This is a genomic window from Campylobacter subantarcticus LMG 24377 (genome assembly GCF_000816305.1).
GTDB classification, from domain to species: domain Bacteria; phylum Campylobacterota; class Campylobacteria; order Campylobacterales; family Campylobacteraceae; genus Campylobacter_D; species Campylobacter_D subantarcticus.
Window position 1 is genome coordinate 1,233,320 of record NZ_CP007773.1, and the last position, 24,455, is coordinate 1,257,774.

Annotated in this window: 24 protein-coding genes and 1 riboswitch; of the genes, 6 read left to right on the forward strand and 18 right to left on the reverse strand. The window is 31.7% G+C overall.

The genetic code is table 11. The features are described from left to right. Positions 1–29: 29 nt before the first annotated feature. Positions 30–1,460 (forward strand): type I glutamate--ammonia ligase, encoded by a 1,431-nt coding sequence (glnA, locus tag CSUB8523_RS06415; protein ID WP_043019963.1) that lies wholly within the window; start codon positions 30–32, stop codon positions 1,458–1,460. A gap of 26 nt (positions 1,461–1,486) precedes the next feature. Here the strand turns inward: glnA and purU are convergent, their stop codons facing one another. The 14 genes from purU to CSUB8523_RS06480 all read right to left on the reverse strand — a co-directional run bounded on the left by purU (position 1,487) and on the right by CSUB8523_RS06480 (position 13,351). Further along, complete coding sequence (purU, locus tag CSUB8523_RS06420; protein ID WP_043019964.1) at positions 1,487–2,314, reverse strand: formyltetrahydrofolate deformylase; 828 nt, start codon at positions 2,312–2,314, stop codon at positions 1,487–1,489. After that, positions 2,311–3,420 carry a multifunctional tRNA nucleotidyl transferase/2'3'-cyclic phosphodiesterase/2'nucleotidase/phosphatase gene (locus tag CSUB8523_RS06425; RefSeq protein WP_043019965.1) on the reverse strand — a complete coding sequence of 370 codons (1,110 nt, stop codon included), beginning with the start codon at positions 3,418–3,420 and terminating at the stop codon, positions 2,311–2,313. The genes purU and CSUB8523_RS06425 overlap by 4 nt, the downstream gene beginning before the upstream one ends. Beyond that, positions 3,389–3,826 carry an effector protein CiaD gene (gene ciaD / locus CSUB8523_RS06430; RefSeq protein WP_043019966.1) on the reverse strand — a complete coding sequence of 146 codons (438 nt, stop codon included), beginning with the start codon at positions 3,824–3,826 and terminating at the stop codon, positions 3,389–3,391. The genes CSUB8523_RS06425 and ciaD overlap by 32 nt, the downstream gene beginning before the upstream one ends. Further along, positions 3,823–4,071 (reverse strand): hypothetical protein, encoded by a 249-nt coding sequence (locus tag CSUB8523_RS06435; protein WP_087691144.1) that lies wholly within the window; start codon positions 4,069–4,071, stop codon positions 3,823–3,825. The genes ciaD and CSUB8523_RS06435 overlap by 4 nt, the downstream gene beginning before the upstream one ends. Before the next feature lie 62 nt (positions 4,072–4,133). Beyond that, complete coding sequence (locus CSUB8523_RS06440; protein ID WP_043019967.1) at positions 4,134–5,306, reverse strand: MFS transporter; 1,173 nt, start codon at positions 5,304–5,306, stop codon at positions 4,134–4,136. Between the two features lie 2 nt (positions 5,307–5,308). Continuing rightward, entirely contained in the window at positions 5,309–5,476 is a 168-nt protein-coding gene (locus tag CSUB8523_RS10310; protein WP_167333037.1) for a hypothetical protein, read from the reverse strand. A 2-nt stretch (positions 5,477–5,478) separates the two neighbouring features. Beyond that, positions 5,479–5,814 carry a chaperone NapD gene (locus CSUB8523_RS06445; protein ID WP_039664206.1) on the reverse strand — a complete coding sequence of 112 codons (336 nt, stop codon included), beginning with the start codon at positions 5,812–5,814 and terminating at the stop codon, positions 5,479–5,481. Next, complete coding sequence (locus tag CSUB8523_RS06450) at positions 5,801–6,727, reverse strand: nitrate reductase accessory protein (RefSeq protein ID WP_043019968.1); 927 nt, start codon at positions 6,725–6,727, stop codon at positions 5,801–5,803. Before CSUB8523_RS06450 ends, CSUB8523_RS06445 begins: the two co-directional genes overlap by 14 nt. A 4-nt stretch (positions 6,728–6,731) precedes the next feature. Beyond that, complete coding sequence (locus tag CSUB8523_RS06455) at positions 6,732–7,250, reverse strand: periplasmic nitrate reductase, small subunit, cytochrome c550 protein (protein WP_039664208.1); 519 nt, start codon at positions 7,248–7,250, stop codon at positions 6,732–6,734. Then, positions 7,240–8,031 (reverse strand): quinol dehydrogenase ferredoxin subunit NapH, encoded by a 792-nt coding sequence (gene napH / locus CSUB8523_RS06460; protein ID WP_043019969.1) that lies wholly within the window; start codon positions 8,029–8,031, stop codon positions 7,240–7,242. The genes CSUB8523_RS06455 and napH overlap by 11 nt, the downstream gene beginning before the upstream one ends. Next, entirely contained in the window at positions 8,028–8,777 is a 750-nt protein-coding gene (gene napG / locus CSUB8523_RS06465) for a ferredoxin-type protein NapG (protein WP_043019970.1), read from the reverse strand. The genes napH and napG overlap by 4 nt, the downstream gene beginning before the upstream one ends. Before the next feature lie 4 nt (positions 8,778–8,781). Then, on the reverse strand, positions 8,782–11,556 hold the full coding sequence (gene napA / locus CSUB8523_RS06470) for a periplasmic nitrate reductase subunit alpha (RefSeq protein WP_039664211.1): 2,775 nt from the start codon (positions 11,554–11,556) through the stop codon (positions 8,782–8,784). A gap of 170 nt (positions 11,557–11,726) precedes the next feature. Next, positions 11,727–12,521 carry a flagellar basal-body rod protein FlgG gene (gene flgG, locus CSUB8523_RS06475; protein ID WP_039626513.1) on the reverse strand — a complete coding sequence of 265 codons (795 nt, stop codon included), beginning with the start codon at positions 12,519–12,521 and terminating at the stop codon, positions 11,727–11,729. Between the two features lie 17 nt (positions 12,522–12,538). Next, the gene (locus CSUB8523_RS06480; protein WP_043019971.1) at positions 12,539–13,351 is read right to left on the reverse strand and encodes a flagellar hook-basal body protein; all 813 of its coding nucleotides are present in this window, start codon (positions 13,349–13,351) and stop codon (positions 12,539–12,541) included. Positions 13,352–13,488: 137 nt separating this feature from the next. Between CSUB8523_RS06480 and rpoD the strand changes: the two genes are divergently transcribed. Continuing rightward, positions 13,489–15,366 carry an RNA polymerase sigma factor RpoD gene (gene rpoD, locus CSUB8523_RS06485; protein WP_043019972.1) on the forward strand — a complete coding sequence of 626 codons (1,878 nt, stop codon included), beginning with the start codon at positions 13,489–13,491 and terminating at the stop codon, positions 15,364–15,366. 19 nt (positions 15,367–15,385) lie between these two features. On the opposite strand, the gene CSUB8523_RS06490 is transcribed toward rpoD, so the two are convergent. Continuing rightward, a complete protein-coding gene (locus CSUB8523_RS06490; RefSeq protein ID WP_043019973.1) occupies positions 15,386–17,479 on the reverse strand; it encodes an RNA degradosome polyphosphate kinase in 2,094 nt (697 codons plus the stop codon). 227 nt (positions 17,480–17,706) lie between these two features. Between CSUB8523_RS06490 and nrfH the strand changes: the two genes are divergently transcribed. Together nrfH and CSUB8523_RS06500 are read left to right on the forward strand one after the other, a co-directional pair. Next, positions 17,707–18,204, forward strand: a complete 498-nt coding sequence (gene nrfH / locus CSUB8523_RS06495; protein WP_039664216.1) for a cytochrome c nitrite reductase small subunit — start codon at positions 17,707–17,709, stop codon at positions 18,202–18,204. Positions 18,205–18,220: 16 nt separating this feature from the next. Beyond that, on the forward strand, positions 18,221–20,038 hold the full coding sequence (locus tag CSUB8523_RS06500) for an ammonia-forming cytochrome c nitrite reductase subunit c552 (protein ID WP_043019974.1): 1,818 nt from the start codon (positions 18,221–18,223) through the stop codon (positions 20,036–20,038). A 25-nt stretch (positions 20,039–20,063) separates the two neighbouring features. On the opposite strand, the gene thiC is transcribed toward CSUB8523_RS06500, so the two are convergent. From thiC to rpe, 3 genes are all read right to left on the reverse strand, one after another. Continuing rightward, entirely contained in the window at positions 20,064–21,362 is a 1,299-nt protein-coding gene (gene thiC, locus CSUB8523_RS06505) for a phosphomethylpyrimidine synthase ThiC (RefSeq protein WP_043019975.1), read from the reverse strand. Positions 21,363–21,407: 45 nt separating this feature from the next. Then, a riboswitch (TPP riboswitch) is annotated at positions 21,408–21,511 on the reverse strand. A gap of 32 nt (positions 21,512–21,543) precedes the next feature. Further along, positions 21,544–22,308, reverse strand: a complete 765-nt coding sequence (locus CSUB8523_RS06510; RefSeq protein WP_039664219.1) for a 3'-5' exonuclease — start codon at positions 22,306–22,308, stop codon at positions 21,544–21,546. Beyond that, a complete protein-coding gene (rpe, locus tag CSUB8523_RS06515; RefSeq protein ID WP_039664220.1) occupies positions 22,305–22,952 on the reverse strand; it encodes a ribulose-phosphate 3-epimerase in 648 nt (215 codons plus the stop codon). Before rpe ends, CSUB8523_RS06510 begins: the two co-directional genes overlap by 4 nt. Positions 22,953–23,093: 141 nt before the next feature. On the opposite strand from rpe, the gene rpmB reads away from it, so the two are divergent. Both rpmB and CSUB8523_RS06525 read left to right on the forward strand, forming a co-directional pair. Then, positions 23,094–23,288, forward strand: coding sequence for a 50S ribosomal protein L28 (gene rpmB / locus CSUB8523_RS06520; protein WP_039664221.1), 195 nt, complete (start codon positions 23,094–23,096; stop codon positions 23,286–23,288). A gap of 25 nt (positions 23,289–23,313) precedes the next feature. After that, the gene (locus tag CSUB8523_RS06525) at positions 23,314–24,441 is read left to right on the forward strand and encodes a potassium channel family protein (RefSeq protein ID WP_043019976.1); all 1,128 of its coding nucleotides are present in this window, start codon (positions 23,314–23,316) and stop codon (positions 24,439–24,441) included. The last annotated feature ends 14 nt before the right edge of the window (positions 24,442–24,455 follow it).

The window sequence follows — 24,455 nt, forward strand, 5'->3', positions numbered from 1 at the left end:
ATTAATACCTATTAAAAAAGGAGAAAAAAATGGGTAAGTTTGTAAATAATATTGATGAGTTTTTTAGCTATTGCCAAGAGCATGAAGTTTTATTTGTTGATTTTAGATTTACTGATATGATAGGAACTTGGCATCATATTACTTACAATATAAAAGCGGTTGATGATAAAACTTTTGAAAATGGAATTCCATTTGATGCTAGTTCTTTACATGGATGGCAACCTATAGAAAAATCTGATATGATCTTAAAACCTGATGTTGAAAGTGCTTTTTTAGATCCTTTTACAGCAGATCCTACTATCATAGTAATTTGTGATGTATATGATATTTATAAAAATCAAATGTATGAAAAATGTCCAAGAAGTATTGCTAAAAAAGCCATACAACATTTAAGTACAAGCAATATCGCTGATACAGCTTATTTTGGCCCTGAAAATGAATTTTTTATTTTTGATAATGTAAAAATCGTTGATTCTTCTCATTGTGCAAAATATGAAGTAGATACTGAAGAAGGTGAGTGGAATGATAACAAAGATTTTACAGATAGCTACAACAGTGGACATCGACCAAGAAATAAAGGTGGATATTTTCCTGTAAGTCCTATTGATTCTAGTGTGGATATTAGGTCTGAGATGGTACAAGTTTTAGAAAGAGTGGGTTTAAAAACTTTCGTACATCATCATGAAGTAGCACAAGGACAAGCTGAGATTGGCGTAGAATTTGGAAATTTAGTTGAAGCTGCTGACAATGTGCAAATTTACAAATATATAGTAAAAATGGTAGCACATTTAAATGGAAAAACAGCAACCTTTATGCCAAAACCACTCTATGGGGATAATGGAAGTGGTATGCATGTACATATGAGCCTTTGGAAAGATGGGGTAAATTTATTTTACGATAAAGAAGGCTATGGAAAACTAAGCGAATGTGCGATTAACTACATCGGTGGGATTTTAGCTAATGCTAGAAGCGTGGCAGCCTTTACCAACCCTAGTTCAAATTCATATAAAAGAATAGTTCCAGGTTTTGAAGCTCCTTGTATATTGACTTATTCTTGTCAAAACCGTTCTGCAAGTTGTCGTGTGCCTTATGGTATTAATGAAAAAAGTGCAAGGGTTGAAATAAGATTTCCTGATAGCACTTCTAATCCTTACTTGGCTTTTACAAGTTTATTGATGGCAGGACTTGATGGTATCAAAAACAAAACCATACCAGTAGGCCCAATGGATGAAAATTTATTTGCACTTACTTTAGATGAAATTAGAGAAAAAGGGATCGAACAACTACCTCACACTCTAAGAGGCTCTTTAGAAGCACTCATTAGAAAAAATGCCTTCTTAAAACCTATAATGAGTGATATTTTTATTGATGATTATCAACATATGAAATTTGAAACTCAAGTTTGGCCTGTAGAGGCTAGACCAACTGCTTATGAGTTTAAAACCTGCTATTCTTGCTAAATTTTGATGCCATTTGGTATCAAAATTTAAAAGACAATAGTTTTATTTTCATAAATAAAAATTCTATCATCAAACACCAAATCCAATGCTTTAGAAAAAACATTTTTCTCTACATTACGACCAGCTTGCTGCATAGCTTGCCAAGAATACTCATGTGTTACTGGTATAACATCTTGAGTGATAATTGGCCCCTCATCAAGATTATTGTTGACAAAATGCGCAGTTGCACCAATGATTTTAACTCCCCTCTCATAAGCTTGCTTGTAAGGATTTGCACCAATAAAAGCAGGTAAAAAAGAATGATGTATATTAATAATCCTTCCTTCAAAACGCTCCACAAAAGATGGAGATAATATCCTCATGTACTTTGCTAAAACAATATAATCAAACTCATATTGACTTAAACATTCTAGTATCTTCTCTTCATGCTCTTGCCTACTTAAATCTTGCGCTAAAACCGCATGAAAAGGAAGGTTAAATTTATCCACCAAAGGCTTTAATACATCATAATTTGCAATCACTGCTTTGATATTTGCATTAAATTCACCACTAAATTGACGAATCAACAACTCACCCAAACAATGCGTTTCTTTAGTAGCTAAAACAACAATATCTTTTTTTCTTTTTGAAGTTATTTCTATATGTGCATCATCAGAAAGCATCGTCTCAAGTGTTCCTTTAAATGCTTTCACATCAAGCTCTCCTTCTAAATGCGCTCTAAAGAAAAAACGATTTTCCCCAACAAATTCATCATTTTTTACGATATTAATTCGGTATTTGAAAATGACATCTGAAATTCTATAAATCAAACCTTTTTCATCACTACTTGAAATTTTTAAAATATATTCATTCATTCTTGCTCCTTGATATAGTTTCTTAACTCTTGTAATCTTCTTTTTTCAAGCTCACCCCCAAGCTCTTTTCCGCTAAAGCCTTCCCTTAATAAATCTTCTGACTTTACCTTGCTTGTAAAAGTTTGTTTATATAGTTTTAATTTTTTAGCTTGCAAGATACGCTCTTTGCTCCAAAGTCCAAGCCACTCACAAAGGGGTATTTTTAAAGCAACTTTAGCCAAATCAAAATCATCAATTTTTCCCAGCATAAAATCTTGCTCACATTTTTTTAAAAGATCTTTTTTTAGTTTTGTTTTTTTAAAAAAATCATTTTTATCTATATGAAAAAAATTTAAATACAAATACAAATACAAAGCCTCATCGCAAATTAACTTTTGACTTTGCTCTAAAAGCTTTTGAAATTCCATATCAAAGCTTTGATAAAAAAAGATTTTTTCTTCTAAATTTAGAATTTTAAAATATTCATAGGCTTTATTTAATCTTGAAGTTTTAAAAATTTTATACAATTCATTGTTAATGCGTTCTCTTGAAAGATCGTTAATGTCCATAGTATGCATTAAATTCAAACTTTCACTTGCAATCTTTAGATCAAACCTACACGCAAAAGCAATTCCACGAAGCACTCTTAAGCTATCTTCTATAAAACTTTGATCATGAATATGTCTGATTGTTTTTGCTTGCAAATCTTTTAAACCATTAAAGAAATCTAAAAATTCAAAGCTAAAGATATTTACCATCATAGCGTTAATGGTAAAATCTCTCCTCTTAGCTCCTTCTTGTTCATCATTGCAAACTTTAACTTCAAAACCCTTATGTCCTTGTGAAATTTTATTTTCATAACGTGCCAAAGCTAGGTCAAATTTTTTATACTTATATACAAAAAAACTCTTCCCTACTCCATTTGCTCCAAGTTTTTGCATAAGTGTATCAAAAAGTTCAGGCTGAATGTCATAAATTTCTATATCATAATCATCACTTGATAAATCTAAAAAAGAATTCCTTACACAACCACCTACTAAATAAGCTCTTTGTGTGTAAGGTTTGAGTATATTTTTAATCCTTAAAAAATCTTGATCATTTTTTAAGTCTATCTTCAATCTTTGCAAGTAAAAACTCTAAAAAAGTAATCGTAATATCTAGTCTTTTTTCTACATGCTCATCTTTGGTATTTTTTAAACCTTCAAACAAAACCAAAATACGCTCTCTAAGATTTTTCAAAAAAAATTCTTCATTATTAATAATACTTTCTTCTTTTTCTTCTAAAACCTCGATCTTAATCGCCGCAGCTTGCTTTTCTTCTTTAACTTTTACTTCTAAATCATCTAATTCTTGAATTAATTCTTGTGTTACCTTGCTAATTTCTTCTTTGATCTTTTTTTCTTGTGGGTTTATACTTTTTTCTTGCGTAAGTTCTTCAACCATAGGAGCAAATTCATTACTTTGTTTTTTCGAATTATCAAGTTCTGAATTAACCTCACTTATAGCCATTTTTGCTAAATCTTCAATATTCATAGCTTTATCAACCACCTTTTAAATTCATTAATTTCTTCTTCACTTTTCATATTAACAAAAAAATCAAGCATATCATAATTTAAATCTTCATGATTTGAACGCAAACCACTTAAACGCCTTATTGCATCTATGGCATTTTTATTTTGCGGATCTTGCTTTAAAATATTTTTATAAATTTCCAAGGCCTCATCTTTTAAGCCTTGTGCTTCATAAATAGAAGCCTCTGTAACTGTATATCGCATTATAAACTCACAAAAATAAAATCTTAAAAATTCTAACAAAAAAGGCTTTAATTTATTTTTAATCTTTATTTGATCACGGGGGCCTTATATGCTAAAAACACAAAAATATTTAAAATTATCGCTACAACTATCAACATTAAAAAACCAAAGGTAAAATTTTTAAAATGATCATGCAATATCCCAACCACCCAAGGTGATTGAGCAGCGATTAAATATCCTACTCCTTGCGACATAGCTGAAAGCTTAGCTGCGATAGCAGAATTGGAACTTTTAATAGCAATAAACAATAAAGAAATCGTAAAAACCCCACTAGAGGCAAAACCTAAAAAAAATGCTGCTAAAAACAACATTGCCTTGGTATAGCATATAAAAATCATCATAAAACTTAAAACATATAAAAAACCCAATGTCACAATCACAATGCTTTTAGCACGATTTCTAAGTCTACCCAAAACAAGAGGCAACAAAAAAGCCACAGGCATACCGATGATTTGCGATAGTAATAAAACATTCGAACCAAAATCAATCCCAAACCCCTTTTCACTAATCATCATACTAAGCCAAGCAAACAAACTATAAGATAAAAAGCTTTGTAGGCCCATTACTACAGTTACTTTCCATGCTGTTTTGTTTAAAAAGATATTAAAGCGATTTACATTTTTTCTTTTAGCTCGCAACAATCTTTTGTTTTTTAAATGCGGAAGATAAAAAAACAAAGCCATCAACGCCAAAATCACCCAAATAAACATAGCTTGTGGCACATCAAAAATTTTAAGTAAGGGTAGCGACAATGCCACACCTGCGATAGAAGATAACCCAATAATCGAACCATATAAGCCCATTATTTTATAAGTATTTTTAGGAAATTTTTCTTTCACAAAAGAAGGTAACAATACATTTGCAATCGCTATCCCACCTCCTATAAAAAACACACCCAAAAACAAACCTATATTAGCACCATAACTTCTAAGCACTTCACCAAAAACAATCAAAAGCAAGGCAAAAAATAAAGCTTTAATCTGTGAAAAATACGCCACAAAAAAAGAAATAAGACCAAAAGCTATTAAAGGTAAAGTAGTAAGCATACCCGCTAAAGTAGAATTGATCTGATAATATTCTTGAATATGCCCTATCATAGGTCCTATGGAAGTTATAGGAGCTCTTAAATTTAAAGCCAAGGCAACTACTACTAAAATATTAATCCAAAAGAATTTTTTATATACAATTTGATGATGCATTGTTATTTTTGTTTTAAAATATTTTCAAGATATTTTTGCTTATCTTGCTCTGTGTCTTTTTGTTCTACTTGTTTTTGAGTTTTTACCGCCTCATTTTCTTCAGAAAAATACAAATAATCTACGATAAAAATAGATGAAATTATAAAAATCAAAGGAATTAAAAAAACCATAATTAATACTTTCTAAAAATATTGCCATAGTATTCTATATCATCTTTTTTTAAATTCTCATCAAAAGCATCAGATTTAAAATTTGACTTTAAAATTTTTTCTCTTTCTTCATCTAAATCTTGGTACGAAAAAACCATATTGATACTCACCACACCATCAAGCTGCTCTAATTGCTTATAAGCTTTCAACTCATCTTCTAAATTTTCACTCTCAATCACCACGATGATTTTTTCTTCTTCAATTAATTCCACACTACAACAAGGTGTATTTTGAATTTGTTCTTTTAACTTGCTGATTTTTTCTTCTTTGCTTAAAATCAAAACACTAGAAAGATTCATCTATACTCCAAAAAATAATTTTATTTTCATAACCCGCACTGATAAATTCATGCTTATTTAAAAATATCAGATATTCTAGCAGAAAATCTTGATTTTGAAATTGTTTTATAGTTTTTAAATTATAAACGTCTATAAGCTCTATGATGTTTTTTTCATTATCACCAAAAGCTGCGATAGCACCATCTTTACTTAGGGCACAAGTGTAAATCAAAAAGTCTCTTTCTATGCTTTTTTCTTGATTATTTTTGATGATTGCCAATTTTCTATCAGTGCTACAACTTGTAATAATTTGATTTTTATAATCTAATTGGTAGATATTATCCTTGTGAGCATTTTTATAGCTTTTTATTTTCTGCCAATTTTTTACATCAAAAAGAATGATCTCACCGCTTTCAAAACCCGCTACTAGCTGTGTTTTTGTTTCATTTAAAACCACATCACTCAAACTTGAATTAGAAAAAACAAAATTCTTTGCTATTTTTTTTGTTTTTAGATCAAAAAGCTCTATGTTAGAACCTAACAAGGCTAACAAAATAGTATCATCATCTAAAAACAAAGCCTTTTTAACCCCATCGCTATGTAAGTCATAGCTTATAAGTTGCTTGTCTTTGTAAATATAAAGTCTTTTACCCCCAAAACTTCCTTCACTTAAAATCAAAACAGCCCCATTTAAGTAATCAATACTGTAAATTCTAGGGCTGAGATTTTCTTCATAAAAATTTTTAATCTTGTCTAATTGGGTGATTTTTTGCAATTTTTTATTTTGCGTAAAATACCAATACAGCTCTGCATTATCAAGCCCTATAAGCAAATCACTGCCAACTAGTTTTAAAGCATTTACATTAGCAGGGAGTTTAAGTTCATAGCCAAACACCCAAATACTTATCAACAAGATTAAAAATATTTTTTTCATTGTGTTATTTCACGCCTTCATTTAAGACTTCTAAGAAATTTGATTTTCTTTTAAGTTCTTCGTTTTTAAATTTCGCCTCAAAATTATTTCCAACCAAAGGTTTTGCATCACTTTGTGGAACATGACACTGAGTACAATTAAATCTTGCCTCACTAACCATATCTTTAGTTGACTTATTTTTTCTCAAGTCAAAATAATGACTACTTGGAAGCGCTGTAGCACCCACATCTTTAGCAATAGCCTTATCATGGCAGCTTAGACAAATATTATTATCTTTTACAATCGGAAGCATATCTTCTAAAGTGTGCGGAATCAATGGCGGAGCATTTTCAAATGATCTTTCGATCAAAACAGATTCTCCTGCTAAAGCTTGAGAATACTTTACATCTAACAATTCTACATTTTCACTTTCTAAACTTGTTTTTCTTAAACCTATATCCTTTGAATCCACACTTTTAACAGCAAATCCACAAGCGCTTATTAAAACAGCTGCTGCTAAGGATAAAAAGATCTTATTTTTCATTTTCTCTCCTTAAATTTATAATACTAAAACCTAAAGCATCATCCTCACAAACATCAACACATTTTCCACATCTAATGCATTCTCCTGATTTTACATTTTGATTTTCTTTACCTATCATCCAAAGTACTTGTTTTTCAGGACATACTCCAAGACATTTGTAGCATTGAGTGCATTTTTGGAGGTTATATTTGATTTTTAACAGTGAAAAACGCGAACTTAAAGCCCAAAAAGCCCCTAAAGGGCAAAAATGTGAACAAATAAATCTTGGACTAAAAAACGCATCAATACAAAAGATTATCAAAGCTATAAAAAGCCAAGAAATACCGCCAAAAATCAACCCTCTTTGAATGATTCCTATGTAAGAAAATTCCTCAAAAACAGGATAGGAAAAAAGAAAAGAAAAAATCAAAACAAAACCCATCACATAATAACGTAAATTTTTATGAACATTAAAAATCTTAGTTTGATTAAATCTTAACTTCACCCTTATATAATAAGCAAAATCTGTGATGATATTAACTGGACACACCCAAGCACAAAAAGCTCTTCCTGCAAAAATAGCATAAAATAAAAACACTATCAAAGCTCCACTTAAAGCTATCAAATCCACTTGTAAACTTGCCAAAACAAGTTGAATATAAGCAAAAGGATCACTTAGTGGCACAGAAGAAAACAGTACCGAAGAGCTTAAATTTCCTTTTAATACAAAATCAAACATACCAAAAGAAAACAATACTAAAATAGAAAACTGCACCATTCTCCTTAAAATAAGATACTTCATAGCAATTCTCCATCATTAAGATAATCTCTAGCCTTATTTTGGTTGAATTTTTTTTCAGTATTTACATCTTGTAAACGCTTTTCATCTTTTTCATCCCAACCTTTGATGTAATTATCTCCAGCTTTTCCTAAAACAAATTCCCTAGGCAAAACTCTAATGGCTGGCTTTTGAGTAATACAAGCTTTTTCACAAATTCCACAACCCACACACACTTCATGATCTACCACAGGTAGCAAAAATGCGTGCTTTGCGGTTCTTTCATTACGCTTTGCTTCAAGCTTAATCGCCTTATCAATCAAAGGACAAGCTCTATAACAAGCATCACATTGTATCCCCCAATACGCCACGCAGCTTGCGCTATCAATAATAGCTATACCCATTTTTGTTTTACAAATTCCATCTTTTTGCTCTAAATACTTATGATCTAAAGCATTTGTTGGACAATCTTTTATACAAGGGATATCTTCACACAACCTGCAAGGATTTTCTCTAGCTACAAAAAAAGGTGTTCCGTTTTTTGCACTATCTTGCACTGTAGCTAATTTTAAAACATCATAAGGACAAGCCCTCACACAAAGTCCACATCGTATGCATTTTGACAAAAATTCTTTTTCATCATCAGCACCAGGTGGTCTTAAAAAATACTCCTGATTGGAACTCAGTGCTAAACTTGCTAAAAAAGCACTACCGCTTCCTATGCACAAAAGCTTCAATGTAAAGGCTAAAAATTCTCTTCTTTTATTCATTATTTTATGCTTTGGTAATTTTTACGGCACACTTTTTAAAATCTGTTTGATTAGACAATGGACAAGTTGCATCTAGTGTAACTTTATTAATATACACATTCTCATCAAACCAAGGTACATAAACAAGACCTTTAGAAGGTTTATTTCTACCACGAAAATCTACTCTTGCTTTTACTTTGCCACGGCGAGATTCTACCCATACAATATCACCTTGGTTAATCTGCATTGCTTTAGCATCATCTTCATTCATATAACAAAGCGCTTCAGGAACTGCACGGAAAAGCTCAGGAACTCTCATGGTCATTGTTCCACTATGCCAGTGCTCTAAAACCCTACCAGTAGACAACCAGAATGGATACTCTTTGCTTGGTCTTTCAGGTGCTTTCATGAATGGTCTAAAGAAAATTTTTACTTTATTTTTTAAGCTGTATTTTTCTTTAGTTTGCGGAGCTAGCAAGTCTCCTTTTGGTAGTTCTTTTGCAAAATCTCCATAAAATGCAAAATCTGAATTTGGAGCAGCTTTTTTAGCGTAATAGTCAAATTTAGTATTAAATCTCCATTGAGTTTCTTTACCATTAACCACAGGCCATCTTAAGCCTCTTACTTTATGATAAGTGTCAAAATCAGCTAAATCATGTCCATGACCTAAACCAAATTTGCGATATTCTTCCCATAAATACTTTTGCACAAAAAACCCATAGCCGTTAAATTCTTTACCATCGCTACCTATGACTTTTCTCTCATCGCCAAATACTTCAGAGTTATCAAAACCTTTAGCGATATTATCCTTAGCTTTGAAAGTTTTTGCTTCTTTATTTGCAAATAACACATCAAATAAAGTATCATCTTCGCTATAACCCATAGCTTTTGCTTCTTCCAAAACGCTTGGTAAAGTAAGCTTATCATTTACCTTAGTTTCACCCCAAACTTCTTTTAGTTTAAAGCGTTTTGCAAATTCCATAATTTGCCAAGTATCACTCATAGCCTCACCTACAGGTAATACTTGTTGCTTCCAATGTTGGGTTCTTCTTTCAGCATTACCATAAGCTCCCCATTTTTCATAAATCATTGCACTTGGTAAAATCAAATCAGCCACTTTAGCACTAATTCCTGGGTAACAATCACTCACAACAATAAAATTATCCATTTCTCTTGCTGCTGCTATCCAGTGATTTGCATTAGCTGTATTTTGCCAAGGATTGTTTACTTGCACCCAAGCAAATTTGATATTTCCATCTTCTAAATCTCTCATGATTTTCAAATACGGTGCACCTGGTTTGGGATTAATCGTTTTCGTAGGAACTTTCCAAATTTTTTCACTAATAGCTCTATGTTTAGGATTTGCCACCACCATATCAGCAGGTAAACGGTGTGAAAAAGTCCCTACTTCTCTTGCTGTTCCACAAGCACTTGGCTGTCCTGTCAGTGAAAATGCCCCATTACCTGGTTTAGCTTGTTTACCAAGTAGAAAATGCACCATATAAGCTTGCTCATTCACCCAAGTACCTCTTGTGTGTTGATTAAAGCCCATAGTCCAAAAACTTACAACTTTTCTGTTTTGTTCTATGTAAAGACTAGCTAATTCTTGAAGTTTTTTCTTAAATTCATCAATACTTTCATCTTCATTACCCTTAGCAACTTTAGCAACATAATCAAGCGTATAAGGTTCTAAAGCTTTCTTAAAATCTTCAAAAGAAATTTCCCAATGCGCATCAGGAGCGCCTTGGTGTTTCATTTCAAATTTATCACCTGCTTTTACTCCCAAATAAGCTAAAGAAACCGCTTCTTCCTCATCTAAAACAATTGCATTTTGCTTTGCAACCGTGTCTTTCTCACTTGCTTTAAATTTAGGATGGTTTGGATTATTTCTCATCCCATAACCAATATCAGCATAACCTGTTGTGAAAATACAATGTTTTTCAATAAATTCTTTATCCATAGTTTCAGGATGATTATAAACAATCTCTCTTGCTATATAATTCCAAATAGCTAAATCAGTATTTGGTTTGAAAATAATTTCAGTATCTGCTATATGAGAAGTTCTATTAGAAAAAGTAGATAAATTTATTATTTTAACTTGATCTAAATTGCTTAATTTTCTATCACTTACCCTTGACCATAAAATCGGATGCATTTCTGCCATATTTGCACCCCAAGTAATAATAGTATCAGTAAGCTCTATATCATCATAACAACCGGAAGGCTCATCAACTCCAAAAGTTTGCATAAAACCAACAACAGCACTAGCCATGCAGTGACGTGCATTTGGATCTATATTGTTTGATCTAAAACCAGCTTTTACTAATTTTGCAGCAGCATATCCTTCTTGTATAGTATATTGACCGCTTGCGAAAATTCCAATACCCTCAACACCTTTTTCTTTATAAGCTTTTTTAAATTGTTTTTCCATTTCATCAAAAGCTCTTTGCCAAGAAACTTGTTGGAATTTTCCTTTTTTATCAAACTCACCTTTTGCATTTACACGAAGTAAAGGTGTAACTAAACGGTCTTCTCCATACATAATTTTTGCATTAAAATAACCTTTAATACAATTTAATCCACGATTTACAGGAGCTGCTGGATCTCCTTTTACAGCAACAATTTTACCATCTAAACTTGCAACTAAAATTCCACAGCCTGTACCACAAAATCTACAAACAGCCTTATCCCAACGCCATTTATTCTCAGTATTTGCAAGCACACTACTTGGAACACTAAGACCTGCAACACCACAAGCACTAGCAATAGCGGTATTTTTAATGAAGTCCCTTCTGTTCATCATATCCCTCGTTATTGTTTATTTATGTATATAAAGAATACATAAATATAACATTACTATAGATTACTTTAAATTTAAATTATAAGAAAGAATATTTTATAGGTATTTATAAATAGGAGTTTTTTGGTATTTTTTAATATTTTTTGCATATTATAAAACACTAGTTAATTCTAGCGTTTTAATTGATTTACAATACCAAGCATATCATCACTTGTAGTAATAGCTTTTGAACCTGCTTCATAAGCTCTTTGACCTGTAATAAGATCTGTCATTTCTTCTACAAGCTGTACATTACTAAGTTCTACAAAGCCATGTTTGATTACAGAAAATCCATTCTCACCTGCTATACCTGCAATAGGTGCTCCACTTGCATCAGTTTCTACCAAAAGATTATCTCCTAAAGCATGTAAGCCTGCTGGATTGATAAAATTCACAAGTTCAATTTGTCCTATTTGAGTTTCAGCAGTATTTCCTGGTTGCATTACTGAAACAGTTCCATCACTTGCAACATTTATAGCTGTAGCATCTTCTGGTATAGTCATTTCAGGTAACAACCTATAACCATCTGAATTTACTATATTTCCTTCAGCATCTTTTGTAAATTGTCCATTTCTAGTATAAGCTATAGTTCCATCAGGCATTTGAATTTGAAAAAAGCCATTGTTACCTGCAATTGCCATATCAAGACCTGAAGTTGAAGTTTGTTTTAAACTACCTTCACTAAAAATTTTACTCACAGCTGTCACTCTTGAGCCAAGACCCACTTCTATACCACTTGGGTGTTTTGTGGTGCTTGAAGTTGAAGTACCTGCATACTTCATAGTTTGATACATCAAATCTGCAAATTCTGCACGAGATTTTTTATAACCCACTGTATTAACATTTGAAATATTATTTGAAGTTACATCAATTTGTGTTTGTTGTGATACCATCCCTGATGCTGCTGTATATAATGATCTTAACATTTTATCTATCCTTAGTTTTATTTAGTACTTGCTAATTTATTAATAGCTTCTTGATTTAAATCATCCATATGAGATGTCATGACTTTTTGATACATCTCAACCATTCTATTTGCCTCTATTAATCCTACCATTTCTGTAACTGGATTAACATTTGAACCTTGGGTGAAACCTTGCTTTACGGCACTAGAATTAGGCAAATCTCTAATTTTATTTAAATTATCAATTTTATACATATTATCGCCATCTTTTTGCAAATCTCTTAAATCATCAACCTGTGCTACGAATAATCTTGCTATATCTTGATTAGACGCACTAATTATTCCATTTTTATCTACATTAATAAAAGAAGTAGAATCTCCTACACGTATACCATCATTTTCAGGATTATTAAAATAATCACTACTTAAAACTCTATATCCTTGACGATTTACTAAATAACCCTCATCATCAAGTTGGAAATTTCCATCCTGGCTTAATCTTACTTCTCCATTATTGGTCTTGATCAAATAAAAAGTATCCTCACGAGCAAGAGCCAAATCTAAAGGATTATGTGTCATTTTCATAGAACCCACACTAAAATTAGTGTAAACATGATTAACTTGCGGAACTCTATCTATAGTTGTATTTACAAATCTTGCAGCATCTCTTGTGTGATTTTCTATAGGTAACTCATCTTGAGTTTCTTTAAAAATCCTTTTAAAATCTGCAATAACAACATTATCTCTTTTATAGCCACTTGTATTAACATTTGCTAGATTATTAGTCACAACATCCAAACGATTAAACTGTGTAACCATAGCACCAGTAGCTTGATAATAACCATTTTGCATTGTTTTTCCTATCTAAAATCTTTATTTTTTGTACCAAACAAAGCAAAATGTGTTCCAAAATATTTTTATTTGTTTTTAATTAATCTTTAGGCATAATATTTAGTTTTACACTCACTACTTAAATACAAGGGGTATCTATGGCTAATGGAACTAATGTTTTAGAAGAACTTTTCAAAGAAAACTCTAAAGATTATATCACATATGAAAAACTTGTCAAGTATTTTGCAAAGCTTCCAAATACAACAAGTGCTAAAAAAATCCATGATTTAATGGATAAATACAAAGTGGAATTAATTTCCTCAGCCGAAATTGCTAAAAAAAGAAATTTAGAAGAAGCAAAAAAATTACAAGAAGAAAAACAAAAATTACAAGATACAAGTTTAGAAAATGAATTTGATTTAGCCAATGAAAATGATTTGCTTGAGTGGAGTAGATCAGACTCTCCTGTTAGAATGTATTTAAGAGAAATGGGACAAATTGCTCTTTTAAACAAAGATGAAGAAATTGAAATTTCTAAAAAAATTGAATTAGGCGAAGACATTATCATTGATGCATTTTGTTCAGTGCCTTATTTGATTGACTTTATTTTAGATTATAAAGAACCTTTAATCAACAGAGAAAGAAGAGTTAAAGAACTTTTTAAAAGCTTTGAAGATGATGATAAAAGTGATGATGATAAAAGTGATGATGAAGTAGACCATGAAGATGATGGCGAACACGAAGAAAGCGAAAACTCAAACGAAAAAAAACCTAAAAAAACTAGCAAAAAAGAAGATGAGAGAACTTTAAAAGTTATAGAAAGTTTTAAAGCTCTAGAAAAAGCAAAAAAGGAGTGGCTTAAAACTATTTCTACCATTAATGCAGAAAAAAACAACGATGAGTTATTGGATAAACTAATCATCGCCTTTAAGAAAAACATACTAAAAGAAAAATTAATGGATCTAGGTCCTACTTCAAAACTCATTTCTGAGATCGTAAAATCCATGGAAACTGCATTAAAAAGTGATGAGGAATTTGACAAAGAATTAAAACGTCTAGAGTATCGCTTACCGATGTTTTCAGATGAACTCAAACAAAGACACCAAGATATTTTAAAAGATATTACTAAACTCAGCAAAGAAGAAATCGCTGAACGCGCTTTAGAAACAACTATGGTTAGCACCTATATGGAAATTAAAAAACTAATCCAAACCAAAGAAGCTAGTCAAAATTCTTTTGACTTAGAAAAAGATCAATTAAAAGAAATTCTAGAACAAATCAAACGTGGTAAAAAAATCTCAGATGAAGCTAAAACAAGAATGGCCAAATCAAATTTACGTTTGGTTGTAAGCATTGCTAAAAGATATACCAACCGAGGTTTGCCGTTTTTAGATCTAATCCAAGAAGGCAATATAGGTCTAATGAAAGCAGTGGATAAATTTGAATACAAACGTGGATATAAGTTTTCAACTTATGCAACTTGGTGGATTAGACAAGCCATTTCAAGAGCTATTGCTGATCAAGCAAGAACGATTAGAATTCCTATTCATATGATAGAAACTATCAATCAAATCAATAAAATCATTCGCGAGTATTTGCAAAAAGAAGGCAAAGAACCCGATGTAAGCATCATCGCTAAAGAAGTAGGCCTTAGCGTGGATAAAGTAAAACAAGTGATTAAAATCACCAAAGAGCCGATTTCGCTTGAAGCACCTATTAGCAATGAGGATGATGGTAAATTTGGAGATTTTGTAGAAGATAGAACTTCAATTTCGCCTATGGATCATATCTTAAAAGATGATTTAAAAGAACAAATTGATGAAGTTTTAGATCAACTTAATGATAGAGAAAAAGCTGTTATTAGAATGCGCTTTGGATTAATGGATGATGAGAGTGATAGAACCTTAGAAGAAATCGGTAAAGAATTAAATGTTACAAGAGAAAGAGTAAGACAAATAGAAAGCTCGGCAATCAAAAAACTTAAGCATCCAAAAGTTGGTAGAAAGCTGAAAAATTACATAGAAGGTTGGAAATAATCCTTGCAAAAAGCAAGGATTAGCTATCTCTAAAAAGCTTTGTCGCTAAATGCGCTGCTCTACTGTGATCGGTATCTTTTTTCAAGGTATTAAAAATTCTACTAATATATTCTTCTAAGATTTGCTGAGAATTATTATTTTTTTCTGCATCACTTAAAATAACTTTACGATATACTCCTTCACTATCTAACTCATAAGCTAAATCATTATCGCTTAATTGTAGTTTTAAAATTTGAGCTAACTTTGCACGAGAATGCTCATCAAAAATAGGAGTCATTAGCTCTAGTCTTCTTTCTAAGTTTCTTGGCATCCAATCAGCACTTGAAATGAAATAATTAGGCGCTGTGTGTTTGAAGTATAAAATTCTAGCATGCTCTAAGTATTTTCCTACTATACTTCTAACTTTTATATTTTCACTATAACCTTTTACTCCAGGTCTTAAACAACAAATTCCACGCACGATTAGTTCTGTTTTTACACCTTTATTAGAGGCATTATATAAAGCTTCAATCACTTCTCCATCTACCAAAGCATTCATTTTTGCTATAATCATTCCATTTTTACCATAGCTTATTTCTGTAGCTATCATATCTAAAATTCTTTCTTTAATTTGCTTTGGACTCATCGATAAAGTTTTTAAGCGGCGACTTTTGCTATATCCTGAAAGGATATGAAAAAAAGTTGTCGTATCTTGCGAGTATTCTTCTTTAGAAGTAAAATAGCTTACATCTGTATAAATTTTAGCCGAGCTTGCGTTATAATTTCCTGTACTAAGATGGTTGTAAATTTTTAACTTATCCCCTTCTTTTCTAATCACTTGCGCTACTTTTGCATGCACTTTAAAACCAGTGATTCCATATATCACATGAGCCCCTGCATTTTCTAGTGATTTTGCCCAGTGTAAGTTATTTTCTTCATCAAAGCGCGCCTTTAATTCAACCATCACAGTAACTTGCTTACCTTCACTTGCAGCATCAATCAAAGCTTGAACAATGCTAGAGTTTTTTTCCACCCTATAAAGTGTCATTCTTATAGAAACAACCTTAGGATCTTTACTTGCTTCTTTGATAAACTGATACACAGGCTCAAAACTCTCATAAGGCTGTATAGCTAAAATATCTTGTTTATCTATCGCACTAAAAATAGAAACATTGTCTCCAAAAGGCGGTAAGATTTTTGGTGTATAAACTGGACTCAATAAATGAGTAAACTCTTTATTAGAGATGATTTGCCATAGTGATGGCAAATTTAAAAGTATGCTGTATTCATAAATATCCTTATGAAAAATATTCATATGAGAACTTAAAAAATCTATAAGTTGCTCATCTGCACCTTTTTCTATCTGCAAGCGTATAAAAGCACCTTTTCTACGAAGCTTCAAGCCCTGCTCCAAAATCAACATAAAATCATCAGCCTCTTCTTCTTCTATCTCCATATCTGCATTTCTAGTAACCCTAAAAGCAGCAGATGATAAAAGCTTATAACCAGGAAAAATATGCTCTGTGTGATGACGCACTATACTTTCTATAGGCACATAAATATTAGAACTCACTTGATAAAATCTTGGCAAAACTCTAGGTATACGAATCATACCAAATTTCAAAAGTTCAGGGTGCATCGGATCGCAAAGCTTCACTGCCAAAGAAAAAGAAAGATTATTTAAGTGTGGAAAAGGATGAGTTGCATCAACTGCAATTGGTACTATCACAGGAAAAATGTTGGAAAAAAAATGCTCATTACATTGTTGTTTTAAATCCTCATCAAGCTTCTCATAAGAACGAATGAATAAATTTTCCTTTTCTAATTCTTGGGTGATTTTAGTAAAATACTGTTCCACTACGTATTTTTCTTCATGTAAATAATTTCTAATAGCTTTAAGCTGCGCAAGAGGAGTCATTTCATCATTACTTGTTGTACCTATTCCTGCTACAAAAAGCTGTTTTAATCCAGCTACTCTTATCATATAAAACTCATCTAAATTTGTACAGTATATAGCAATAAATTTAAGTTTTTCAAGCAAAGGAAGATCTTTGGAGCATTGATCCAAAACACGGGAATTAAATGCAAGCCAAGAAAGTTCTCTATTAATATACATTGATGGTTGAATTTGCATAATACACCTGCCTCATTTTCTAGTATTTAATATTTTAGTATTTCTTTTATTAAAATTTATTTTATTTTTATAATAGTAAATAAATTTATATAAAAAAATAATACTTTTTTTATCTTATTAAAAAAATAATAAATGATTAATAAATTTATATTTACTTTTTAAGTTTTATAGTGTATTATAATTATAATTAAGTTCTTGTAACTTAAACTTCATTCAAAGGAGAGACTTTGAAAAAAGCAAACTCAAAACTTTTTGCTGTTTTCCTCTTCTTACTTGTAATTTTAGCAGGAGTTGGAATGTATACTTTCCATAATGCTAAAGGCACTTCTTATTTTAGTGATGCTAGTGAAAGCTGCAACAACTGTCATATTATGAACGAAGTTTATAATGACTATTTAAAAGCTTCACACTCCAAAGAAATTGATGGTAAACCAAGAGCAACCTGTAATGATTGTCATTTACCACATAGTTTCTTTGAAAAATGGATTGCTAAAGCTCAAAGTGGTTTAGGACATGCTTATGCATTTACTTTCAAACTAGATTCTCTACCAACGCATTTAAGCGCAAATGCAAAAAGTAAAGAAATAGTGCAAAATAACTGTATAGAATGTCACAAAGAGATTGCAAGTAACACCATCAACCCTACTCTAGATCCACATAAGCAAGACAATGCTTTAAACTGTGTATCTTGTCACCAAGGCGTTGGACACAAAAGAGGATTTTAAATGAAAGGAGTATTCAATGAATAACAAAGGCATTTTATATAGTGCTATTAGTGCTACTATAGTAGCAATTGCAGGTGTGCTGTGGCTAAACCAAGACATCACAGCTAAAACAAATGATTCAGTAGGTGGAATTATCTCTCAAGAGATTGTAAAACTTGGTGATGAAAATCCTACATTTGATTATTGGGGGAAAAATTTTCCTGATTATTTAGATATGCATACAGCAGTAGAAAAACAAACACCTAACGCAACAGAATTTGGTGGAAACTTAGCCTACTCAAAATTAATCCGCTATCCACAACTTACTATTCTTTGGGCTGGATATCCATTTAGTATTGATGCAAATGAAGAAAGAGGTCATTTTTGGGTTCAAGTTGACCAAATGGATACCGCTAGAAATAATAAAGATTTCTTAAATGCACACGGTTTTGCAGGATTCGGTGGTCAACCAACAGCTTGTATGAACTGCCATAGCGGATGGACTCCTTGGCTTTTAAATAATACGGCAAAAGGTGATTGGGTAGCATTTAACTCTGCAAAATATTGGACTATGATCAAAACAGTTCCTGCAGTAAACGGAGCTAAAGAAAACTCACCTGAGCATAGCGGGCCACATGGCGGGAAAAGAATGGGTGTTACTTGTGCAGACTGTCACAGCCCTACGGATATGAGTTTAAGACTTACAAGACCAGCTTTAATTAATGCACTCATTTCAAGAGGTTATGAAGCAGATGAAAAACAAGGTGTGAAAGCTTCAAGAAGCGAAATGAGAACTTTGGTATGCTCTCAATGTCACGTTGAATACTACTTTAAGCCAACCGGTACCAAAGTAAAAACTATTGGTGAAAGTATAGCTAATGATAGTTCTAAAAAATGGTGGAATGGCACTCAAAAAACTTATGATGAGTTTGACTCTTGGAGAGATGGTAATAAACCAGTTGAAATTGAGGTTGATGGTATAGAACTAGCATTTCCTTGGAGTGAGTGGAAAAAAGACGAACCATTTAGAATAGAAATGTTTGATGATTATTATGAAAAAAATAGAGAAAATTTTCCAAGCGATTGGGTTCATAAAATCACTAAAGCACCTATGCTAAAAATTCAACACCCAGAAAGCGAGCTTTATAGTGGTGGCGTACATGCTGCAAATGGTGTAAGTTGTGCAGATTGTCACATGCCTTATATTAGAAAAGGTGCAAAAAAAGTTACCAACCATAACATCACTTCACCTTTAGTTGATATCAACTCAGCTTGTAAAACTTGCCATACACAAAGTGAAGGTTATTTGGCTAAACAGGTTAAAGATATCCAAAATTCAGTAGCACACGATTTAAGAACAGCTGAATACTCTTTAGTAAGTTTAATCAAAGATGTAGAAGTCATTCGTGCAGAACTTGGCAAAATGCCTAAATTCCAAACCGATGGTAAGGCAGATGATGCTAAAATTTCAGCCGAATTAAAAGAAGTATTAGAACTTCATAGAAAATCTCAAGTAAGAGCGGACTTTGTGGGTGCTGAAAATTCAACAGGTTTCCATAATCCTAGAGAAGCTTCAAGAATGCTTTTACAATCAGTTGATATGTCAAGACAAGGACAAACTAAACTAGTAGAAATTGCAACCAAAAATGGCATTAAAGATTTTAAAACTTCAAATTTAGGTTTTGAAGATATCCAAAAATTCAACCCAGGTGAAATTCACTACAAAATAGACTTAAATGACAATAAAGCTGGCGATCGTTATTATAAACACCAAGAAATAAATGGTAATCCACCAGCAAAACTTCTTGAAGATGATAAAAATCTAAAACCTTATAACTATAAAGTAATAGATTAATCACCTAAGCCCTCTTTTAGAGGGCTTAAGATTTTACCAAACTTACATCTTCGCCTTTTAAAATTTGATTCATAGTATTCATCGCACACATTTTTCCACACATTGAGCAAGAATTAAGCTCTTCGGGCCTTCTTTCATTAAACATTCTTTTTGCTTTTTCTCCATCGATTGCTAATTTAAACATTTTCTCCCAATCAATATCTTGTCTAGCTTTACTCATTACATCATCTATTTTTCTTTCCTTTGGCAACTTTGCAATATCTCCTGCGTGGGCTGCAATTTTAGTAGCAACTATACCATCTCTTACATCTTCTAAATTTGGAAGTCTTAAATGCTCAGCAGGTGTAACATAGCAAAGTATATCCGCACCAGCCGCAGCAGCCACAGCCCCGCCGATAGCCCCGCTGATGTGATCATACCCTGCGCCTATATCTGTTACTAAAGGTCCTAAAACATAAAATGGCGCGCCGTTACAAATTCTTTTTTCAAGTTGCATATTAGCTTCTATTTCGTTAATAGCCATATGACCGGGTCCTTCTATCATCACCTGCACATCTTGAGCCCATGCCCTTTTAGTTAATAATGAAAGTTCTATAAGTTCAGCAATTTGAGCTCCATCGCTTGCATCATGCGTACAACCAGGTCTTAAAGCATCACCCAAAGAAAGTGTCACATCAAATTCTTTGCAAATAGCAAGCAAATCATCAAAATACTCGTAAAATGGATTTTCAGCATCATTCATTTGCATCCAAGCATAAAGAACTGAGCCTCCTCTTGAAACTATATTAGTAATTCTATCACACTCTTTAAAAACCCTAGCAGCACGAGAATTTATCCCTGCATGAATTGTCATAAAATCCACTCCACTTTTAGCATGATGATATACTACATCTAAAAAATCTTTTGCTTTAATATCTTTTAAATCTTTTTCCAAAAAACCTACCGCATCATAAACAGGCACAGTGCCTATCATAGCTTTTGAAGTAGTAATTAATTCATCTCTAAAACGACTAGTTTTACCATAATTACTAAGATCCATAATAGCTTCAATATTAAACTTATGAGCCAATTCTACCTTTTTCATCTCTTCACTATAATCTACACAGTCATTTGAAACACCTAAATTTACATTTACTTTTGTTTTAAGTCCATAACCAATACCATTTGAATCTAATGCTTTGTGATTAATATTAGCAGGAATGATAATCTTTCCGCATGCAATATTTTCAAGCAAAAAATCTTCACTTACTTGTTCTTTTTGCGCCACAATCTGCATTTGTTTTGTGAAAATTCCTTCTTTTGCATAAGACATTTGAGTTTTCATTGAAATTTATCCTTAAAATAAAATTTGGATAAATGAAGGGTATGTGAGTAGTTGATAAATTATCCCAACGCTAGCATTACCTAGTTCTGGTGCGGTCTAAGCTTTTAGCTTACTCTCAGCCTGTATCACAAGCTCCCGTCATTTATGCAAAAGAAGTATAACAATAAATACAAAACAAAGTTTATTTTTTTATTTGATTTTTAGCTTGCTTGCTAAAATGTAACAATTCTTCGGTAGTTTTTATATAAAAAGGAATTTTTTTAAGACAGTATTTTAAAATTTCACTCGCAGCCAAAGCATCACTTAAGGCTCTATGATGTTTACTTTCAATACACAAAAACTCTTTTAGAGTATCAAGACCATATTTAGGACTTTCGATACATTTTTTAGCTAAATCAATTGTACATAATCTTTTATTTAAAAGTACACCAAAATCATTTTCACGCATAGCCTTAGACATAAAATGATAATCAAAACGCACATTATGTGCTACAAAAATACTATCTTTTAAAAATAACTTAAAGTCATTTAGCACAGTTTTTAAAGAAGGTGCATTTTTTACCATATCCAAACTAATCCCAGTTAATTCGGTAATATTTTCAGGTATAAAATCAACCTTAATAAAACTTTCAAATCTATCAATTTCTTTAAAATTTTGAATTTTTACCGCGCCGATTTCTAAAATTTGGCCACTTTTTATCCCGCCTGTGCTTTCAATATCTACCACACAAAATACTTCATTTTTGATTTTTGTTTTTTTTGTTTTCAAACACAAACAATTTTGCGTATTAAGCTCTACCCCTAATCCTAAAAGCTCAAAAAGATATAAATCAAAATCATAGTGTTTTAATTCTTCTATTTTCTCAAGTTCTTTTAAAACCCAAGGAAAAGGTTTATTTTCTTTGCTTAGCTTGATGATTAAATCATCGATTTGTTGTTGGCTCAAAATTCAAGCTTTAAAGAATTAATTGCTGTTTTTTTATCTTGTGAAGAAAAAATATAACTACCCGCGACTAAAATATCAGCCCCTGCTTCATCCAAATCAGGTGCATTTAAGCCATTTACCCCACCATCAACCTCTATAAAAACTTTTAAATTTTTTCTATCTATCATTTCTCTTAGTTGGCGAATTTTATCATACACTAAAGGTAAAAAACTTTGCCCGCCAAAGCCTGGATTAACACTCATTAAAAGCACCATATCTACAAATTCTAAAATATGTTCTATGCTTGAAACTGGAGTATGTGGATTTAAAACAATAGCAGGATGAATGCCGTTTTTTCTTATATACTCACACACCCTAATAGGATGATTTTCAGCCTCTGCATGAAAGCTAATAAATTTTGGTTTTATTGGGACAAACAAGTTCACAAAGCTATTTACATTATGCACCATTAAATGCACATCTAAAGGAACAGAAGTGATTTTTGATATATTTTCGACTACACAAGGTCCAAAAGTCAAATTTGGCACAAAATGACCATCCATCACATCAATGTGCAATAAATCAGCTCCTGCTTCACATACTTCTTTAATACCTTTTTCTAAATTCAAAAAATTTGCAGACAATAAACTTGGCGCTACATACATTTTATATCTCCAATAAAAGTAAAAAATAATTTTATCATACTTATTATCAAATTTTCTTTATATATTTTTGATAATATTTGATTTTTTAAGCTTGTTTTAGATATAATGCAAAAAATTATTTTTATTTTATAAGGAAAATTTATGTCAAGAATTTGTCAAATTACAGGAAAAAGACCTATGGTGGGTAACAATGTTAGTCATGCTAACAATAAAACAAAAAGACGCTTTTTGCCAAATTTAAGAACAGTCCGCATTACTTTAGAAGATGGAACAACTAGAAAAGTTAGAGTTGCTGCTTCAACTTTAAGAACGCTTAAAAAACAAAGTAGCAAGTAATCCTTAATGTAAACGAGGAATTATTATGTCTTTTTTGAAAAAGCTACAAAAATTCCTCAATTGGTCCCCCTCTCCAAAACCTTCAATTAATCTCAATGATGAGCTTTATGAACAACTTAGATTTTTAAGAATCCCTCTTATTGCCGTTGTAATGATGACATTAATTGGAGCTTTTGGCTATATGCTTACAAGTAATTACAACCTTAACGATGCTATTTATCAAGCAGGTATGACTTTCACCACTTTGGGTTATACTGAAGTTAATCCCATACCAACAGCGGGTAGAATTTTTACTGTTGTATATGTATTATTAACTTTTACAATATTTACTTTTTGCATGGGTTTAGTAATAGAAATAGTAAAAAAAGGTGTTTTGTCTAAAATCATCAAGGAAAGAAGAATGCTACATAAAGTTGCAAGATTAAAAAATCATTTTGTAATATGCTATCATAATGATTTTACTATAGAATTAGCACAGCAATTTAGAGAAAATCATATTCCTTTTGTTGTAGTTGATGAAGTTGAAAATTTCAGTGAGATTGCCGAAAAATATAATTATCCTTATTACATAGAAAGCGCACCTCATACTAATACAGCCTTTTTAAAAACCAATCTTTCTAGCGCAAAAGGAGTAATCACCCTTAGTAACAACATAGCAGATAATATTGCAATCATTGCCTCAGTAAGATTATTTGAAAAAGAACTACAAAGAATTAATCCTTATTTTATACTAGCTAGCTCAAGTAACGAAGATGAAACCCAAAAGCTCAAAAAACTTGGAGCAAATTCCATTGTTTCTGCTACAAAATTAGTCGCACAAAGACTTAGCGCGATATCAGCAAGACCAGATATGGAAAATTTATTAGAAAATTATTTATACAAAAAAAATAGCCCTATTGATTTAGAAGAAATTAAAATTCCTGATGAATCATGGGTGAGATTTAAAAGATTAAAAGAAATTCACTTAAGAGATATGGCAAATGTAAGTATAGTGGGAATTTTAGAAAATAAAAAATTCACACCTATGCCAAGAGGTGATACCTTAATAGGTACTGGAGCAAAATTATTAATCGTAGGTACAGCAGATAGTATAAAAATAGCCAAAAAGATTATAAAAAACAAACAAAAACCTGATGAGTTAAAATATATTTAACTTATTTTAAGCTA